A 17,737-nucleotide genomic window follows, 5' to 3' on the forward strand; every position below is an offset into this window, starting at 1 on the left:
ATCAGCGGATTATGAGAGCAGCGAAATGAAATGAAAAGATGTCATGCATTTCGCTGCCAATTTGTGTTGCTCTATAGCATCGCAGCATGTGCCGCGATGCACTCCCGATTTACTGGCATGCTTCGCAAGTGGGATCGTCCACACCACAGAATTTGATGTCGGTGGCTGCGTTGCTGGCCAGCTCCATCTGCGCTTGTGCGGCAGCGGCGGCAGCCTCGAGCGCGCTCGACATCTTGGTGGAGCCTTGCGCATCGTTGCCCGAAGAGACAGCGTTGAGGCGACCTGCGGACACCGTGGACTTCTCGGCGTGCGTGGCCGACATGGTGCGCAGGTAGTAGGTGGTCTTGAGACCACGCAGCCAAGCCAGCTTGTAGGTGTCGTCCAGCTTCTTGCCGGAGGCGCCAGCCATGTAGATGTTGAGTGATTGGGCCTGGTCGATCCACTTCTGGCGACGTGCAGCGGCTTCAACCAGCCAGCGTGTTTCCACTTCGAAGGCGGTGGCGTAGAGCTGCTTGATGTCTTGCGGCACGCGGTCGATGGGACTGAGCGAGCCGTCGAAGTGCTTGAGGTCCATCACCATCACGTCGTCCCACAGGCCCAGTGCCTTGAGGTCGCGTACCAAGTAGCTGTTGATGACGGTGAACTCACCCGAGAGGTTGGACTTCACCGAGAGGTTGCCGAAGCAAGGTTCGATGGAGGCGTCCACACCGATGATGTTGGAGATGGTGGCGGTGGGGGCGATAGCTACGCAGTTGGAGTTGCGCATGCCGTCGGCCGCGATCTTCTTGCGCAGGGCGTCCCAGTCCAGCGTGGCGGAGCGGTCCACTTCCACGTAGCCGCCGCGGGCCTTGGCCAGCAGGTCCAGTGTGTCGGGCGGCAGGATGCCTTGGTCCCACAGAGAGCCCTTGAAGCTCGAGTACTTGCCGCGTTCACGGGCCAGTTCGGTGGAGGCCCAGTAGGCGTAGTAGCTGATGGCTTCCATGGACTTGTCGGCGAACTCCACGGCTGCTTCGCTGGCGTAAGGGATGCGCAGCGCATACAGGCTGTCCTGGAAGGCCATGACGCCCAGGCCCACGGGGCGGTGGCGCAGGTTCGAGTCACGCGCCTTCTTGACGGCGTAGTAGTTGATGTCGATCACGTTGTCCAGCATGCGCATGGCCGTGGAAATGGTGCGCTTGAGCTTGTCGTGGTCCAGTGCGCCATCCTTAACGTGTTGCAGCAGGTTGACCGAACCCAGGTTGCAGACAGCAGTTTCCGTGTCGGAGGTGTTGAGCGTGATCTCCGTGCAGAGGTTGGAGGAGTGCACCACGCCGGCGTGCTGCTGGGGGGAGCGCACATTGCAAGCGTCCTTGAACGTGATCCAGGGGTGTCCGGTTTCGAACAGCATGGTCAGCATCTTGCGCCACAGGTCGCTGGCCTGCACGGTGCGGCTGGGCTTGATCTCGCCGCGGGCGGCTTTTTCCTCGTAGGCCACATAGGCCTTCTCGAAGTCAGCGCCGAACAGGTCGTGCAGGTCGGGCACGTTGGAAGGCGAGAACAGGGTCCAGGTGCCCTTTTCCATGACGCGGCGCATGAACAGGTCAGGGATCCAGTTGGCCGTGTTCATGTCGTGGGTGCGGCGGCGGTCATCGCCGGTGTTCTTGCGCAGTTCCAGGAATTCTTCGATGTCCAAGTGCCAGGTTTCCAGGTAGGTGCACACGGCGCCCTTACGCTTGCCGCCCTGGTTCACCGCCACGGCCGTGTCGTTCACCACCTTCAGAAAAGGCACCACACCTTGCGATTCTCCATTGGTGCCCTTGATATGAGAGCCCAGAGCGCGCACACGCGTCCAGTCATTGCCCAGGCCACCGGCAAATTTGGACAGCAGGGCGTTTTCCTTGATGGACTCGTAAATGCCGTCCAGGTCGTCGGGCACCGTGGTCAGGTAGCAGCTGGAGAGCTGCGAGCGCAGCGTGCCGCTGTTGAACAGCGTGGGCGTGCTGGACATGAAGTCGAAGGAGGACAGCACTTCGTAGAACTCGATGGCGCGGGCTTCGCGGTCGATTTCGTTGAGTGACAGGCCCATGGCCACGCGCATGAAGAAGGCTTGGGGCAACTCGATGCGGGTCTTGCCTTCGTGCAGGAAATAGCGGTCATACAGGGTTTGCAGGCCCAGGTAGTCGAACTGTTGGTCGCGGCTGGCCTTGAGGGCAGCGCCCAGTCGCTTCAGGTCGAACTGCAGCAGCTTTTCATCCAGCAGCTCAGCATCCACGCCGCGCTTGATGAAACCGGGGAAGTAGTCGGCATAGGCCTCCTGCATGTCGGCCTGGGCCACATCGCGCCCCAGCACTTCGCGCGAGATGGTGTGGAACAGCAGGCGTGCGGTGGCGTAGGTGTAGTCGGGGTCTTTCTCGATGAGCGTGCGTGCGGCCAAGATGGACGCCTTGTAGACCTCGTCCATGGGAACGCCGTCATAGAGGTTGCGCATGGTTTCGGCCACGATGGGGGCGGCCTTCACGTCGGTACCCAGGCCAGCGCAGGCAGTTTCGATGCGCGACTTCAGTTGTTCCAGGTCCAGTGCCACGCGCTGGCCGTTTTCGAGCACATGGATGGCAGGTACCGCGGGCGTGGCCTGGGCTACCTGCTTGGCACGCTCTTGTGTGCGGCGTTCGCGGTAAAGCACATAGGCGCGGGCGATTTCGTGGTGACCGCCACGCATCAGGCCCAGTTCGACCTGGTCTTGTACGTCTTCAATATGGAAGGTGCCACCACCCGGGCGCGAGCGCATCAGAGCGCGGATCACCTGTTGGGTCAGACCGTCCACGGTTTCGCGCACGCTGGCCGAGGCCGCGCCCTGGGTGCCGTGCACGGCCAGGAAGGCCTTCATCATGGCTACGGCAATCTTGTTGGGCTCAAAAGGCACCACAGCGCCATTGCGGCGGATGATCTGGTAGTGGGTCAGGGTGTTATTGACCAAGCCCGCTTCGGGGCTGCTGCCTCCATGTGTTGCCAGCAGGCTGGCCGAAGGAGTGGGCGTTGCAATAGAAACAGATTCCATGATTTCCTCGTCTAGATCAGTATTTTTTGGGGGCTGGGTCTTGCTCCGAAGGGGCCGCTTGCCAGTGCTCCGAAGCCATGCGCTGCATGAACTGGAGACACTATATCTGGGGTCTGCGGTGGATACAAGCCACTACCAGTAGTGTACAGGCTGACATTAGGGTGCCGGGCGCACCGCACGGGTGCAGGCCCTGATGCAAGGGTGTAAAGCGCGCTGCCGGCGTGCGCGTGAAATGGTGGTTTCTGGGGGGCAGCGAAGCATTGGTGCTTGCTGCGGACGGCTTTGCTTTGGAAAGCCGCATGAAATCAGGGTTTTGCCTTCACGGCCTGCCCGCACAAGGAGGGTGCCCGGTACAGGGTAAGTCCTGAAAATTTTTTTAGCTGCGTTGCAACAAAGTGTTTTCGGGATAACTCAAGTCTGCCAGGCCCAGTCCTTCGCGCAGCAGATCCCAACGAAAGCCAGTGCCGGGGTCGGCCTTGCGGCCCGGCGCAATGTGCTCATGCCCGGCAATATGGCGTACGGGGTAGTGCGCCGCCAGCGCGGGCAGCAGCGCGTGCAGTGCCTCGTACTGCGCGGGCGTGAAGCTGTCGCCTTCCAGGCCTTCGAGCTCGATGCCGATGGAGTCATCGTTGCAGTTGCTGCGGCCCCGGTAGGTCGATACCCCGGCATGCCAGGCGCGTGCATCACAGCTCACAAACTGCCAGAGGTCACCATTGCGGCGAATAAAAAAGTGGGCTGAAACCTCCATGCCGCGTATGGACTGGAAATAGGGGTGAGCATCCCAGTCCAGGCGGTTGGTGAAGAGTTCCTCTACATGCGATGTGCCGTATTCGCCAGGTGGCAGACTGATGGAATGCAGCACCACCAGATCGATGTCCGCATTGGCCGGACGCGATCCGAAGTTGGGTGAAGCGCAGGCATGGGCAAAGCGGTACCAGCCCGCATTCCAGATCGGTGCGCCGGCTTCAACTGCCATGGGGAGGTTCGTCGGAGGACTGTGGTGCATCAATATGCAGACGCGCCATGCGGTAGCGGATCTGGCGCAGGCTGATACCGAGTCGCTGAGCCGCCGAGGTGCGGTTAAAGCGCGTCTCGCCCAGTGCGCGTACCAGGATGTCGCGTTCAATGCGGTCCAGATAGACCTGCAAATCACTGGGCAGGGCGTCGTGGGAAGGTGCTGCCTCGGCGGCCGGCACGACTGCTGGGGCCGACGGCAGTTCTTCGCGCAGAGGTGCGGGTTCTGTGCTCAGTGCATGCGTGTCGAGCTCCAGCTCGGGTCCTTCGGAGAGTGCCATTGCACGGTGCAGCACATTTTCGAGTTCACGCACATTACCCGGCAGCGGCAGCGTGCAGATCTGTGCCATGGCTGCCGGGGAAAGCCGTGGCGCGGGCACGCCGGATTCGGCGGCAATACGCACCAGCAAGGCTTGGCATAGTGCTGGCAAATCCTCGCTGCGCTCGCGCAGCGGCGGTATATAGATGTCGATGACATTGAGGCGGTAATAGAGATCCTGGCGGAAGCGCCCAGCCTGCACCTCGGCGGCCAAGTCCTTGTGGGTGGCGCTGACGATGCGCACATCCACGGCTTCTTCCTGCAGCGCGCCCAGGGGGCGCACGCTGCGCTCCTGGATGGCGCGCAGCAGCTTGGACTGCATGGGCAGGGGCAGGTCGCCAATCTCGTCGAGGAACAGGGTGCCACCATGGGCGGCCTGGAAGAAGCCGCCACGGTCCTGGGTGGCACCCGTGTATGCGCCCTTGCGCGCACCAAAGAACTCGGCTTCGAGCAGGCTCTCGGGAATGGCGCTGCAGTTCACCGGTACCCAGGGGCCCTGGGCCCGGTGGCTGCTGCCGTGGATGGCGCCCGCTACCAGCTCCTTGCCTGTGCCGGACTCTCCGCGAATGAGCACAGGTGCCATGCTGCGCGCCACCTTGACGATGCGCTCCTTGACCTGGGTCATGACGCTGGAGTTGCCGGCGAGCTTGGTCAGTGCGTGGTTGGGTGTGGAGGCCTTGGGCGCGGGGCTGCGCGCCGGCGCCGCGCCACCCTGGCCCTGCAGTGCGCTGGCAACGACGCTGCGGAACTGCTTGAGATCCACCGGTTTGGACAGGTAATCAAAGGCGCCAGCCTTGAGTGATTCGACGGCGTTTTCTGCGGAGCCATAGGCGGTGATAACCACGCAACGTTCGGGCCGCTGCTCGGCACGCAATTGGGCCAGGATGTCGGTGCCAGAGCCATCGGGCAGGCGCATGTCGGTGATGACGGCGTCAAAGCGGTGCTGGCCGAGCTGATCGCGCGCTTCCTGCACGCTGCCGGCCGTCTCCACGCGGTAACCCTCGCGCAGCAGCGTGAGTTCATACAGGGTCCGCAGGTCCGGCTCGTCGTCAATGACCAGCACGCGGGCGTCGTTCAATACAGGGAGGTTTGCCATGGTGCATCCGTATTGTCGTGCGGAGTGGTGCCGTCGAGAAGCGGCAGTGTCAGCGTAAAGGCATTGCCATCGACAGACCGGCCGCCCATGGTTTGGGCATGGCGCAAGTAGGCCAGTGTAGCGCCGTGGCGCTCACACAGTTCGCGGCAGATATACAGGCCCAGGCCGCTGGAGCGGCTCTCCGACGAGAAAAAAGGCTCGAACAGATGACGCTGCACCGAGGCGTCCATGGGGGCCCCGTCACTCCAAACCGTCACGCGCGCGATAGGCCCTTCTGATTGACTGTGCACCTGGATGCTACCCGGGTGCTTGCTCGCGTACCGGCGGGCATTGTCGAGCAGATTGACGAGCACTTGGCGCAAATGCTCGGCATCAAATCGCACCAGCGCCGTGTCCGTGCTGACCCGGGTGCTGAGCTGGGTCTGCTGTCCGGATTGCTGCCCCCAGTCGCTGGCAATGCGGTGGACCAGTTCGTGCAGGCGGATCTGGTGCGTCAATAGGGCGGGGTCATTGCCGCGCACGCGCGAGACATTCAGGATGTCGTCCACAATTTTTTCGAGCCGCTTGGCGTTTTGCGAGACCATGGCGGTGAGCTTCTTGTGGCGCGGGTCGCCCAGGTCTTCGTCGAGCAGTGCATTGGCCTGGGCGATGGCGGCCAGGGGGTTGCGGATCTCGTGCGCCACGGCGGTGGACAATCGGCCCATGCTGGCGAGCTTCTCGGTGCGTACGCGTGCTTCCTGCTCACGCTGGTCTTGCAGGAAGAGCACACAGAGGCTGTCCTGCGCAATACCCTGAGGAGCGGCCAGGCTGGTGCGCGCCAGTACGCGGCGCGGGCCGATGCCGGGGTGGTGGATGCTGACCTGGGCCTGCTGTGGCCGGCCTGTGCCCATGCTCATTCGGGTGAGTTGAAGCAAGGCTTGCCAGGCCGGATTGCTCTTCAGGTCAAAGATGGCCGAGCGCAACGCATCTTCGGATTCGCCCAGCAGTGTGCGTGCGGCCGGATTGGCTGCGCGTACCCAGCCTTGGGCGTCGACGATGAGTACGCCGTCGGGCAGGGATTCAATGACCAGCTCATTGACTTGCCGCTGTATCGAGGCCGCCAGTTGGCTTAGACGGGCGCGCCGCCCTTCGCTGGCCAAGCGCGTGGCGAGCTGGTTGGCTAGCAGGGCAATAAGAAAGTAGCCCGCGCCGGCCAGTGCGGCTTGTACATAGGCCTGGGTCGCTTCCCCGGACGCATCGTGATGCATCCAGTAAGTGCCCCCCAGAAGCAGCATGCTGACGCCTGCCGCCGTTCCCAGTGCCAAGCGCAGGCTGCCAAGTACCGAAGCCAGCAGGATGGGCAGCGCGAACAGCGGCGTGTAGTTGAGGTTGCTGCCCTGTAGCCATTGCAGGGCACTGAAAACGCCGATGTCCAGCCCGATCAGCAGGCCCCAGGCGCGGTTGAAGACCTGGCCCAGATGACGGGGGCGGACAAACAGGCGGGCCACCAGGGTGCCCAAGAAGTAGGCCACGCAAATGCCCACTAGCGTGCTGCTCTGCGCGAGGTTGGTCGCATACAGGCCTGCTTGCAACACGACCAGCACCAGGCTCAGCGTGAGCCGCGCCGTCATGAAGGCTTGCCAGAGGCGGGTGAACTCCTGGGTGTCTTCGCGCGGGTCCGGGATGGGCTCCAGCGCGGCCGGGCCAAACCACGAATGCTCGGGGGAGGGGGGCTGGGCCATCAGCCTTCGGTGGCCTGGCGGTGCGCCGCGCTGCAGTAGCTGCCTTGGCGCCCGGTCATGGCGTCGCCCTGGGGCAAGTGCAGGCCACAGTGGCGGCAGGCCACCATGGTGGTGGGCGTGGCAGCGGCGCGTGCCTTTTGCTGTTGTTTGTGCGCCAGGCTTGCGTCGCGTCCACTGCGCCAGCGCCAGGCCACGAGAAACACCACGATAACGACCAGAACGTATTTCACGCGGTACGTCCCAGAATCACTTCCATGACAAAGCGGGAACCCACGTAGGCCAGCAGCAACAAGGTGGTCCCCGCGTACAGCATGGTGCGTGCCTGTTTGCCGCGCCAGCCAAAACGGTAGCGCCCCATCAGCAGGATGGCAAAGGTGATCCAGGACAGCACGGAGAACACCGTCTTGTGGTCCCAGCGCCAGGCGTGTTCGGGGCCGTACAGCACGTCGCCAAAACCATAGCCCATGACCAGTGTGACGCTCAGCAACACAAATCCGGCCGCGACAAAGCGGTAGGTCAGGCGTTCCAGCGTCAGCAGGGGCAGGCCGCTGTTGGGGTCTGCGGCCTGTCGGATCCGGGCTTCTGCACGCGTCATGAACCAGGCATGGACCACGGCCGTGCCAAACAGGCCATAGCAGGCTACGCCAAACAGCAGGTGCAGGGGCAGCCAGATCGATGCGGTGGCGGACAAGGTGTGACCCGGGAATACAAAGGCCAGCACTACGGCAAGAGCACCCAGAGCGGCAAGGGCCCAGCGGGTTTGCAACTGCGGGAAGACCTGGCTTTCGACGGCATAGACCGCCGCCACAAGCCAAGCAGTGACTGAGAGTGCCGGCGCAAAACCGAAGTGCGCCGTCTCGCCAAACAGGCTCCAACCCAGCACTGCACCGTGTAGCACCCAGGCCAGTGTGACCCAGTTGCGCGCTGCTGACACCGACAGGCGGCTGGCGCGCAGTGCGGCCCAACCATAGGCTGTTGCGGCCAAAACCGACAGGGTCAGGCTGATAGGGGACGCACTCGCTAAAATCATGCCCACAGTTTAGCGTTTTGCTCCCTGCCAGCCCCCGGCTGGCCTCACTACAGGTTCCGCCTGCCGGAATACGTCTTATGGCTTCCGCCCTTACCGACAAACTCTCCCGCCTCGTCAAAGACTTGCGCGGCCAAGGCCGCATCACCGAAAGCAATGTCAGCGACATGCTGCGCGAAGTGCGCATGGCGCTGCTGGAGGCCGATGTGGCCCTGCCCGTGGTGCGCGATTTCATTGCGCGCGTGAAGGACAAGGCGCTGGGCCAGGAGGTCATGGGCTCGCTGCAGCCGGGGCAGGTGCTGGTCAGCATCGTCAACAAGGAACTCGCCGCCACCATGGGCGAGGGCGTGAGCGACATCAATCTTGCGGCGCAGCCGCCGGCTGTCATCCTCATGGCCGGTCTGCAGGGTGCCGGTAAAACCACGACCACGGCCAAGCTGGCCAAGCACCTGATCGAAAAACGCAAGAAGAAGGTGCTCACCGTCTCGGGCGACGTCTACCGCCCCGCCGCCATCGAGCAGCTCAAGACCGTGACGGCGCAGGCCGGCGCCGAATGGTTCCCTTCCACGCCCGACCAGAAGCCGGTGGACATCGGCCGCGCTGCGTTGGACTACGCGAAGAAGCATTTCTTTGACGTGCTGCTGGTCGACACGGCCGGCCGGCTCGCCATCGACGAAGCGCTGATGCTGGAAATCAAGAACCTGCATGCCGCGCTGAACCCGGTGGAGACCCTGTTTGTGGTCGACGCCATGCAGGGCCAGGACGCGGTCAACACCGCCAAGGCTTTCAAGGAGGCGCTGCCGCTGACGGGCATCATCCTGACCAAGACGGATGGTGACTCGCGTGGTGGTGCGGCGCTCTCGGTGCGCCAGGTCACCGGTGCGCCCATCAAGTTTGCCGGTACCAGCGAAAAGCTCGACGGCATCGAGGTGTTCGACGCCGAACGCCACGCCGGCCGCATTCTGGGCATGGGCGACATCGTGGCGCTGGTCGAGCAGGTCACCGCCGGCGTGGACATCGAGGCTGCCAAGAAGCTGGCCGACAAGGTCAAGAGCGGCGCAGGCTTTGACCTCAACGACTTCCTGGCCCAGATCCAGCAGATGAAGCAGATGGGTGGCCTCTCCAGCCTCATGGACAAGTTGCCCGCCGCCATGGCGGCCAAGGCCGGTCAGGTGGACATGGACAAGGCGGAAAAAGACATCAAGCGCAAGGAAGGCATCATCCACAGCATGACGCCGCTGGAGCGCCGCAAACCCGAACTCATCAAGGCGACCCGCAAGCGCCGCATCGCCGCCGGCGCCGGTGTGCACGTGCAGGAGGTCAACCGCATGCTCAAGGAATTCGAGCAGATGCAGGAGATGATGAAGAAGATGAAGGGCGGCGGCATGATGAAGATGATGAAACGCTTGGGCGGCATGAAGGGCATGCCCAAGATGCCGTTTTGAGCGACCGGTCTTCGGCCCAGGTGCTGCGTGGCATTGGCCTGGCGGTCATTGCCATGGCCTGTTTTGCCACGCTGGACACCACCACCAAGTGGGTGTCGCTGAGCGCACCCCTTATGGTCGCCATGTTCTTCCGCTATGGCTTCCAGGCCCTTGCCACCACCGCCATTGAATTCCCGCGCCAGGGGATGGCGCTGCTGGAAACCCAGCACCTGCGCCTGCACCTGCTGCGCGGCGCGCTCCTGTTGCTGACCAGTGTGCTGGCGTTCCTGAGCCTCAAGCACATGCCGGTGGGCGAGTTCACCGCCATCGTGCTGCTGACCCCGCTGGTGGTGACCTTGCTGGCAGCGCGCATGCTGCACGAGAAGGTATCGCGTTTGCGCCTGTTGCTGGTGGCGGGTGGTTTCATTGGCACGCTGGTGATCGTGCGCCCGGAGGGGGCCGATTTCAACTGGGCCTTGCTCTTTCCCATCGGCGTGGTGCTGGCCAATGCAGGCTTCCAGTTGTTGACCAGCCGCATGGCAAAAACCGAAGACCCGATGACCATGCAGTTCTACACCGGCTGGACTGGCGCAGTGGTCGCCCTTTGCGCCCTGCCCTTCATCTGGGTACCGATTGTCTCGCCGCGGGTTTGGGCCGGATTGGTCTTCATGGGTTTTATGGGCAGCCTGGGCCACTTCATCTTCATCCAGGCCTTCAAACGTGCGCCCGCGGCCGTGCTCATGCCCTATATGTATGCGCAGATTGCCTTTGCCATGCTGGGTGGCTGGCTGATTTTTTCGCATGTGCCTGACCAATGGACACTGGTGGGCATGGGGATGATTGCGGTGTGTGGCGCCGCCGGAGCCTGGCTTACGGCGCATGAGAGTCGCGCCGCAGCCGAAGCGCCCGAACACTGATTCACTCCCGATCTGTGCGCGTGCCGCATCTCTACGGGCCTAGGCCTGAGCGGATGGTGCGGAAGTGAGTGCCCATCAAACAGTTACTTGGTCTTTACCCCGGCTTCACACAAACCCGTCAACAGCAAACTGTGGCGGCCGTTGTGGAAGGGCATCCAGATGCACTGGACGCAAAACCTCACAACTGAAAGGTGACAGCCATGAAAAAAATGTTCGCAACCCTGGTCGCTGGTCTGATCTCTGTGGGCGCTTTCGCCCAAGCGCCGGCTGCGCCTGCTACCCCCGCAGTGGCCCCCGCTGCCGCCAAGGCAGAAGCACCTGCCCCCAAGGCCGAGAAGAAGGTCATGAAGAAGCACCACGCCAAGAAGGTCGCTGCCAAGAAGGCAGAAGCCGCCAAGTAAGCGGCGCCCCCCCCGCCAGCCAAAAGGCCCGCCCGGAATCGCTCCGGGGCGGGCCTTTTTTATCCAACAAAACGGGCTCCCGAAGGAGCCCCTGATGCAGAATGCAGGCTGCTCAGGCAGCCAGCTTTTTCTGGCGGCGGCGTGCCACCGCACCCATCAGGCCCAGACCGGCCAGCAGCATGGCGTAGGTCTCGGGTTCGGGCACCGCGGGGATCACGGTGCCATTGCGCACGCTGAAGTTGTACTGGCCGTCGATGCCTGAGTTCAGGCTGTGGGACACCAGGGCATTGCCGCCGGTGTTGAGCAACGAGCCATTGATGGCAGAACCGGCCAGTTCGAAGGAGTTGGTGGTGCCGTTGGACCAGCCCGCGCGGGCCGAATAGCCGCCGAAACCGTTGGTGCCGTTGCTGGCGCTGCCAGTTTCCCAGGTGATCTTGTCGTAATTGAACTGGAAGTCAAAATTGCCGGCACCCGTGTCGGAGCGGTCGGTCACGATCAGCTGGAAGCTATTGGTCTTGTCGGCTTGCGAGGCGTAGTAGCCCACATTGATCCAGTTCACACCAAAGGTCTGGCGGCCGTTGACGGTGGCTTGGCCGTACTGGGTCACGCCGCTGTTCAGGTTGCGGGTGTCCACATCAGCGAAGAAGGGCGCTAGGATGGAGCGGGTCGTGCTCTGCAGGTTGAAAGGCGTGTAGGTGCCCAACGCACTGTCAAACGTCACGTTGCCGTTGTTGTTGACGTACAGCTGGTTGAAGCTCTGGCCAAAAAAGTTGATGTTGAAGCCGAGATTGACGAGGCCGGTGTAGCCATCGTCATTGCGCGCCAGCGTGTTGCTGGTGTACAGATCGGCATCGTGGATAGCGCCGGCCATGGCGGGCGCTGCCACGAAGGAAAGGGCCAGCGCGGTGCTGGTGACAAAAGTTTTGAACATGCTCGTGCTCCCTGTTTATGGAGCACGCAGTATCAGCAACAAACAGGGGCCAAGCGCCGCACCCCTGTGGTGCGTTTGGACTAGGCGGTGGCAGAGTTTTGTAAGGACTTGCAACCAGCCGGTAACCAGATGTATTCAGGCCGGCTGGGCTTCCAGTGTCAGCACTTCGCCACGCAGCGTGTAGCTGCGTGTTTCGGTGATGCGCACGTCCACCAATTGGCCCACCAGGCGCGGGTGGCCGGCAAAGTTCACCACGCGGTTGCACTCGGTACGGCCCATGAGTTCGCCGTTGTCCCGCTTGCTCATGCCTTCCACCAGGATGCGCTGCACCGTGCCCACGCGCTGCTCGCTGATGCGGGTGATGTTGGCGTTGATGGCGGCCTGCAGCTCCTGCAGGCGGGCCAGCTTCACCTCGTGCGGCGTGTCGTCGTGCAGGTTGGCCGCGGGCGTGCCGGGGCGCGGGCTGAAGATGAAGCTGAAGCTGTTGTCAAAGCCGATGTCGTGGATCAGCTTCATCATCTTGGCGAAGTCTTCATCGGTCTCGCCCGGGAAGCCCACGATGAAGTCCGAGCTGATGCTCATGTCGGGCCGGATGGCGCGCAGCTTGCGGATGGTGCTCTTGTATTCCATGGCGGTGTAGCCGCGCTTCATGGACATGAGGATCTTGTCGCTGCCGTGCTGCACGGGCAGGTGCAAGTGGCTGACCAGCTTGGGCAGTTTCTCGTAGGCGGCAATCAGGCTGGGCGTGAACTCGTTGGGGTGGCTGGTGGTGTAGCGGATGCGTTCGATGCCGGGAATGTCGCTCACGTATTCCAGCAGCGTGGCAAAGTCTGCCGTCGCACCGTCTGCGCCCAGTGGCGAGCGCCAGGCATTGACGTTCTGGCCCAGCAGGTTCACCTCTTTCACGCCTTGGTCGGCTAGGCCGGCAATCTCCACCAGCACGTCCTCGAAGGGGCGGTTGATCTCTGTACCGCGCGTGTAGGGCACCACGCAGTAGCTGCAGTACTTGTTGCAGCCTTCCATGATGCTCACGAAGGCGCTGGCGCCGTCCACCTTGGCGGGCGGCAGGTGGTCGAACTTCTCAATCTCGGGGAAGCTGATGTCCACCTGCGGCTTGTCTTTTTCGCGGCGGGCGTTGAGCAGCTCGGGCAGGCGGTGCAAGGTCTGCGGGCCGAACACCACGTCCACATAGGGCGCGCGTTTGATGATTTCCTCGCCCTCCTGGCTGGCTACGCAGCCGCCTACGCCGATCTGCACGCCCTTGGCCTTGAGGTGCTTGATGCGCCCCAGATCAGAGAAGACCTTTTCCTGCGCCTTCTCGCGCACCGAGCAGGTGTTGAACAGGATGAGGTCGGCCTGCTCCACATCGTCCGTGGGTTCGTAGCCCTGGGCGGCACCCAGCAGGTCGGCCATCTTGTCCGAGTCGTACTCGTTCATCTGGCAGCCGAAGGTTTTGATAAAGACTTTTTTGGACATGGCGGGACCTGCAATGCTATGAATTCGGGAGCTGCTTGCGCAGTATTGGTGGGGGGGGGCTGGGCCCCGAAATGGCTTGAAAGCCGGCGCGCCGATTACTGGGCGGTGGGCAGGGGCAGCAGCTTGGCTTCCAGCTCGGTCAGCACCCAGACTTCGTGCAGCATGCCCTGCGGTTCACGCAGATACACCACGGGCAGGGTCTGTCCCACCAGGGAAGCCGACATGGCCAGCATGCCGTTGGCGCCGCGGATGCGTGCGCCGGGGGAGAGGCGGGCCACCTTGCTGTCCAGCAAGACCTCGGGCGGCGCCACCACCTGCAAGGTGCCGCGCACGGCCTTGGGCGGGAAGTTGCGCACGCCGGCCACATTGCCGGCGCTGTCGGTCAGTTGCTGGGTGGTCGCAGTCGTCTGTGCTAGGCTGCCCAGGGGCAGGGCGGCCAGCAGGCACAGGGTGCCGAGGAGGTGGGTGCAGCGGTTCATGGTGTGTATCCAGAGGCTGAGGGAAGGGACGAATTTTACCGGCCGGGACCGGGACCCGCACTGCCAAATAAAAAACCGCAGGGCTTGCGCCATGCGGTTTTTCAGGTTTGGTGGTCGTAGGTGGACTTGAACCACCGACATCAGCATTATGAATGCTGCGCTCTAACCAACTGAGCTATACGACCGGAGCCCGGGATTATAGACCAGAAATTACTGGTGGGTAAAGTGGGCGGCGCGCTTGTTCACAAAAGCGTCCATGCCTTCCTTCTGGTCGGCGGTGGCAAACAGCGCGTGGAACAGGCGGCGCTCGAAGACGATGCCGTCGGCCAGCGTGCCCTCGAACGCGCGGTTGACTGCCTCCTTGGCGGCCATGGTGGCCACCTGCGAGAAGGCGCAGATCTGCAGCGCGGCGCCCAGGGCCTCTTCCTGCAGCTTGTCCAATGCCACCACGCGACTCACCAGGCCGGCGCGCTCGGCCTCGGTGGCATCCATCATGCGGCCGGTCAGGGCCAGATCCATGGCCTTGGCCTTGCCCACGGCGCGGGGCAGGCGCTGCGTGCCGCCCGCGCCCGGGATGATGCCCAGCTTGATCTCGGGCTGGCCGAACTTGGCGTTGTCCGCGGCGATGATGAAGTCGCACATCATGGCCAGCTCACAGCCACCGCCCAAGGCGAAGCCGCTCACTGCGGCGATGACTGGTTTGCGGACGCTGCGGATGGTTTCCCAGTTGCGGGTGATGAAGTCGCCCTTGTAGGCATCGGCAAAGCTGAACTTGGCCATGACGGTGATGTCGGCGCCCGCAGCGAAGGCTTTTTCACTGCCAGTGAGCACAATGCAGCCGATGGCCGGGTCCGCGTCATAGCCCTTGAGTGCCGCACCCAGCTCGTCCATGAGCTGGTCGTTGAGCGCATTCAGCGCCTTGGGGCGGTTGAGCGTGATGACGGCCACCTTGTCGCCTTCGATACGGGTGGTAATGCATTCGTAGGTCATGATGAAGTCTCCAGATTTTTTGCGTCCTGGCACTATAGCGAAGAGGGTTTGCATATGACTGACACCACTCCCCTAGTTCTGTACGCCGAGCACGGCGCCGTGGCCCTGCTCACCCTCAACCGCCCGGCTGCGCTCAACGCATTCACCCGCGAGATGCACCATGCGCTGTGGGCTGCGCTGGACCGCGCCGAGGCGGATCCCGCCATCCGCGCCGTGGTGCTGACGGGCGCGGGCCGGGGCTTCTGCGCTGGCGCCGATCTGAACACCGGAGAGCTGGGCCCCGACGCGCACCCTGAAGGACGCCCAGACCCGGGCGTAAGCATCGAGCAGGCCTTTAATCCGACCACGCGCCGACTGCAGGCCGCACGTCTGCCCATCGTGGCGGCGGTGAATGGGGTGGCTGCTGGTGCGGGCATGTCGTTCGCGCTGGTGTGTGACATTGCCATTGCAGCGCCGGATGCAAGTTTCATTCAGGCCTTCAGCAAGATCGGGCTGATCCCCGATGCCGGTAGCACCTGGTTCCTGCCGCAGCGGGTGGGTATGGCGCGCGCGCTGGCGCTGGCGATGACGGGCGACAAGCTGATGGCCGCGCAGGCGAAGGAGTGGGGATTGATCTGGGAGGTAGCCGATGACTGCGTGGCCGCCGCCCTGGACATGGCGCAACGCCTGGCCGCCATGCCCACGCAGGCGCTGGTGACGACACGGCAGCTGTTGCGAGAAGGTGCCAGCCGCACGCTGCATCAGCAGCTGGACGCCGAGCGCGATGCCCAAAGCGCGATGGGACGTACCGACGATTACGTCGAAGGCGTCAAAGCCTTCCGCGAAAAGCGCCCCCCAAAGTTCAAAGGCAACTGACCCCTCGCAAATCCAGACCTCCGCTACGTGGGAAGAAATGTTGGCTGGCGCGCTGTATCGCATGCCCACGTGGTGGCTAACGCGGAAGCGGGCAGGGTCAGGCCCCTCATGCGTCCTGGGGGCCGCAAAGTCGGGACCCAACCCTGCCCGCTTCCACGTTCGAGGCGTGGTTTGTTGGCTTGATTAAGGACTGCCGTCCAGCCACTTGGCTACTGCGGTGGCATCGTTCACCGCTAATCGCACGGCTTGGGTGGGGGCGGGCATGGTGAGGGTGAGCGTCATCAGGCGTTTGTCGCGTGACACCAGTGCGCTGACTTTCTTGGCCTTGCCGGTGTAGAGCGTCAGGTCGTCCAGTGTTTGCATACGCCAGGGCTCGCCTTCGGTCTGCACCGCAATCCATTCGTCCCCGGCGGCAAACCCCGCCTTCTCGGCCACGCCGCCGCGCAACACCTGCTGGATGAACAGACCGCCGCTTTCCTTCACGCGCAGGCCCAGCTGCTGGGCCACCTGGTCGGGCTCGCGGTGTACCTGCACGCCGTGCTTCTCCAGCAACTCGTTGGCGGGCAGGTCCTTGGTGCTGTGTACCCAGTGGGCGATTTCCTTGGCGTAGCTGCGGCCGGTTTGTTCCTGCAGGACGGCCAGCAGATCGGTCTCGGCCATGGGGCCGCCAGCGCAGCGGGCCCACAGGCCGCGCATCACCGCGTCCAGTGTGGTCTTGCCCTCGGCGCGCAGCGTCAGGTCCAGGCACAGGCCGACCAGCGAGCCCTTGGTGTAGTAGCTCACCGTGGTGTTGGCGGTGTTCTCGTCCTGGCGGTAGTACTTCACCCAGGCGTCAAAGCTGCTTTGCGCCACGCTTTGCACCAGACGGCCCGGCGTCTGGTTCACCTGGTTGATGGTCTTGGTCAGCAGCTTGAGGTAGGTGGCGTTGTCGATGCGCGCGGCGCGGCGCAGCAGCAGGTCGTCGTAGTAGCTGGTGAAGCCCTCGAAGAACCACAGCAACTGCGTGTAGTTCTCCTGCGTGTAGTCATAACGGGCCAGCTCGGCCGGACGCAGGCGCTTGACGTTCCAGGTGTGGAAGTACTCGTGGCTGATCAGGCCCAGCAGCGTGGTGTAGCCCTCGGGCTGCTTGTGCGTGGTGGGGGCCAGCGTGGTGCGGGGCAGGCGCGGCAGGTCCTTGCGGGCGCAGATCAGGGCGGTGGAGTTCTTGTGCTCCAGGCCGCCATAGCCGTCGTGCACGGCGGCCAGCATGAAAACGTAGTTTTTGAAAGGAATTGGGCTCTGGCCCCCGTCCTTCCTGCGCGAGGCGCTCACTTTTTTGACATTGCTGCCCACCGCATCGCCATGCCAGAAGCGCAGCTCGGCCTCGCAGATGGCCTGGGTGTCGGCCAGCAGCTGGGCACCGTCAAAGCTGGGCGGCGCGCCGGCCACCACAAAGCGGTGCGGAATACCGCAGGCCATAAAGTTACCGCTCCAGAACGGGCCCAGCTCCACCGGGCAGTCCACCAGCGTGTCGTAGTTGTCGGCGCGGTAGAGGCCAAAGCCGGCCTTGTCGCATTTCACGGCCTCCAGCCCGGTGGCTACCTGCCAGCCCTTGGGGGCGCCATCGGCCGCAATGGTCAGCGTGTGCGGGATGTTGGCCAGCTCGGGCACCTGCAGGCACAGGCTGGTGCCGTTGAAGAAGCCGCGCTGCGCGTCCAGCCAGGCGGTGCGCACCGAGGCGTCGAAGGCGTAGACCTCGTACTGCACCTGCAGCGGCGTGCCGGGCGTGGAGCTCACTTCCCAGGTGGCCTTGTCGTGCTGATGCACCGCCACGCGCTTGCCGCCCTGGCGAGCGTCCAGCTTTTGCAGGTGCTTGGCAAATTCGCGCACCAGGTAGCTGCCCGGAATCCAGACTGGCAGGCGCAGTGTCTGCTGCGCGGCGGGGGCGGGCACGGTCAGCGTGACGCGGAATAGGTGGGCCTGCACATCCAGCAGCTCCACCTGGTAATGCACGGGGGCTGGTTGCGGAGCGGTGGTGGCGCGGGTTTTCATGTCAAAAGTGCCTCCAGCC

General features: G+C 63.4%; 15 protein-coding genes and 1 tRNA gene. 4 read left to right on the forward strand and 12 right to left on the reverse strand.

The window, feature by feature from the left end:
• Window positions 1-109: 109 nt before the first annotated feature.
• The 6 genes from AC1RNN_RS11615 to AC1RNN_RS11640 all read right to left on the reverse strand — a co-directional run bounded on the left by AC1RNN_RS11615 (window position 110) and on the right by AC1RNN_RS11640 (window position 8,217).
• The gene (locus AC1RNN_RS11615; RefSeq protein ID WP_493089193.1) at window positions 110-3,037 is read right to left on the reverse strand and encodes a ribonucleoside-diphosphate reductase subunit alpha; all 2,928 of its coding nucleotides are present in this window, start codon (window positions 3,035-3,037) and stop codon (window positions 110-112) included.
• 376 nt (window positions 3,038-3,413) lie between these two features.
• Complete coding sequence (gene ampD / locus AC1RNN_RS11620; RefSeq protein WP_493089191.1) at window positions 3,414-4,013, reverse strand: 1,6-anhydro-N-acetylmuramyl-L-alanine amidase AmpD; 600 nt, start codon at window positions 4,011-4,013, stop codon at window positions 3,414-3,416.
• Complete coding sequence (locus AC1RNN_RS11625) at window positions 4,003-5,466, reverse strand: sigma-54-dependent transcriptional regulator (protein WP_493089189.1); 1,464 nt, start codon at window positions 5,464-5,466, stop codon at window positions 4,003-4,005. The genes ampD and AC1RNN_RS11625 overlap by 11 nt, the downstream gene beginning before the upstream one ends.
• Complete coding sequence (locus AC1RNN_RS11630; protein WP_493089188.1) at window positions 5,445-7,187, reverse strand: sensor histidine kinase; 1,743 nt, start codon at window positions 7,185-7,187, stop codon at window positions 5,445-5,447. The genes AC1RNN_RS11625 and AC1RNN_RS11630 overlap by 22 nt, the downstream gene beginning before the upstream one ends.
• Entirely contained in the window at window positions 7,187-7,417 is a 231-nt protein-coding gene (locus tag AC1RNN_RS11635) for a PP0621 family protein (protein WP_493089186.1), read from the reverse strand. Before AC1RNN_RS11635 ends, AC1RNN_RS11630 begins: the two co-directional genes overlap by 1 nt.
• Window positions 7,414-8,217 carry a cytochrome C assembly family protein gene (locus AC1RNN_RS11640; protein WP_493089185.1) on the reverse strand — a complete coding sequence of 268 codons (804 nt, stop codon included), beginning with the start codon at window positions 8,215-8,217 and terminating at the stop codon, window positions 7,414-7,416. Before AC1RNN_RS11640 ends, AC1RNN_RS11635 begins: the two co-directional genes overlap by 4 nt.
• A gap of 77 nt (window positions 8,218-8,294) precedes the next feature.
• Between AC1RNN_RS11640 and ffh the strand changes: the two genes are divergently transcribed.
• The 3 genes from ffh (at window position 8,295) to AC1RNN_RS11655 (ending at window position 10,956) form a co-directional block, all read left to right on the forward strand.
• Entirely contained in the window at window positions 8,295-9,659 is a 1,365-nt protein-coding gene (gene ffh, locus AC1RNN_RS11645; RefSeq protein WP_493089184.1) for a signal recognition particle protein, read from the forward strand.
• A complete protein-coding gene (locus AC1RNN_RS11650; RefSeq protein WP_493089183.1) occupies window positions 9,656-10,555 on the forward strand; it encodes a DMT family transporter in 900 nt (299 codons plus the stop codon). Before ffh ends, AC1RNN_RS11650 begins: the two co-directional genes overlap by 4 nt.
• A 200-nt stretch (window positions 10,556-10,755) precedes the next feature.
• Complete coding sequence (locus AC1RNN_RS11655; protein ID WP_493089181.1) at window positions 10,756-10,956, forward strand: hypothetical protein; 201 nt, start codon at window positions 10,756-10,758, stop codon at window positions 10,954-10,956.
• A gap of 112 nt (window positions 10,957-11,068) precedes the next feature.
• Here AC1RNN_RS11655 and AC1RNN_RS11660 read toward each other — a convergent pair whose 3' ends face one another.
• The 5 genes from AC1RNN_RS11660 to AC1RNN_RS11680 all read right to left on the reverse strand — a co-directional run bounded on the left by AC1RNN_RS11660 (window position 11,069) and on the right by AC1RNN_RS11680 (window position 14,832).
• Window positions 11,069-11,887, reverse strand: coding sequence for a nidogen-like domain-containing protein (locus AC1RNN_RS11660; RefSeq protein WP_493089179.1), 819 nt, complete (start codon window positions 11,885-11,887; stop codon window positions 11,069-11,071).
• A 135-nt stretch (window positions 11,888-12,022) separates the two neighbouring features.
• On the reverse strand, window positions 12,023-13,363 hold the full coding sequence (miaB, locus tag AC1RNN_RS11665) for a tRNA (N6-isopentenyl adenosine(37)-C2)-methylthiotransferase MiaB (RefSeq protein WP_493089177.1): 1,341 nt from the start codon (window positions 13,361-13,363) through the stop codon (window positions 12,023-12,025).
• 95 nt (window positions 13,364-13,458) lie between these two features.
• Window positions 13,459-13,842, reverse strand: a complete 384-nt coding sequence (locus tag AC1RNN_RS11670) for a hypothetical protein (protein WP_493089175.1) — start codon at window positions 13,840-13,842, stop codon at window positions 13,459-13,461.
• A 108-nt stretch (window positions 13,843-13,950) separates the two neighbouring features.
• Window positions 13,951-14,027: transfer RNA gene (locus AC1RNN_RS11675), tRNA-Met, on the reverse strand.
• Window positions 14,028-14,052: 25 nt separating this feature from the next.
• The gene (locus AC1RNN_RS11680) at window positions 14,053-14,832 is read right to left on the reverse strand and encodes an enoyl-CoA hydratase (RefSeq protein ID WP_493089173.1); all 780 of its coding nucleotides are present in this window, start codon (window positions 14,830-14,832) and stop codon (window positions 14,053-14,055) included.
• A gap of 54 nt (window positions 14,833-14,886) precedes the next feature.
• Between AC1RNN_RS11680 and AC1RNN_RS11685 the strand changes: the two genes are divergently transcribed.
• A complete protein-coding gene (locus AC1RNN_RS11685) occupies window positions 14,887-15,687 on the forward strand; it encodes an enoyl-CoA hydratase-related protein (protein ID WP_493089171.1) in 801 nt (266 codons plus the stop codon).
• Between the two features lie 183 nt (window positions 15,688-15,870).
• Here AC1RNN_RS11685 and AC1RNN_RS11690 read toward each other — a convergent pair whose 3' ends face one another.
• Entirely contained in the window at window positions 15,871-17,718 is a 1,848-nt protein-coding gene (locus AC1RNN_RS11690; RefSeq protein ID WP_493089170.1) for a M61 family metallopeptidase, read from the reverse strand.
• Between the last annotated feature and the right edge of the window lie 19 nt (window positions 17,719-17,737).

This window comes from Rhodoferax sp. GW822-FHT02D07 (assembly GCF_058802405.1).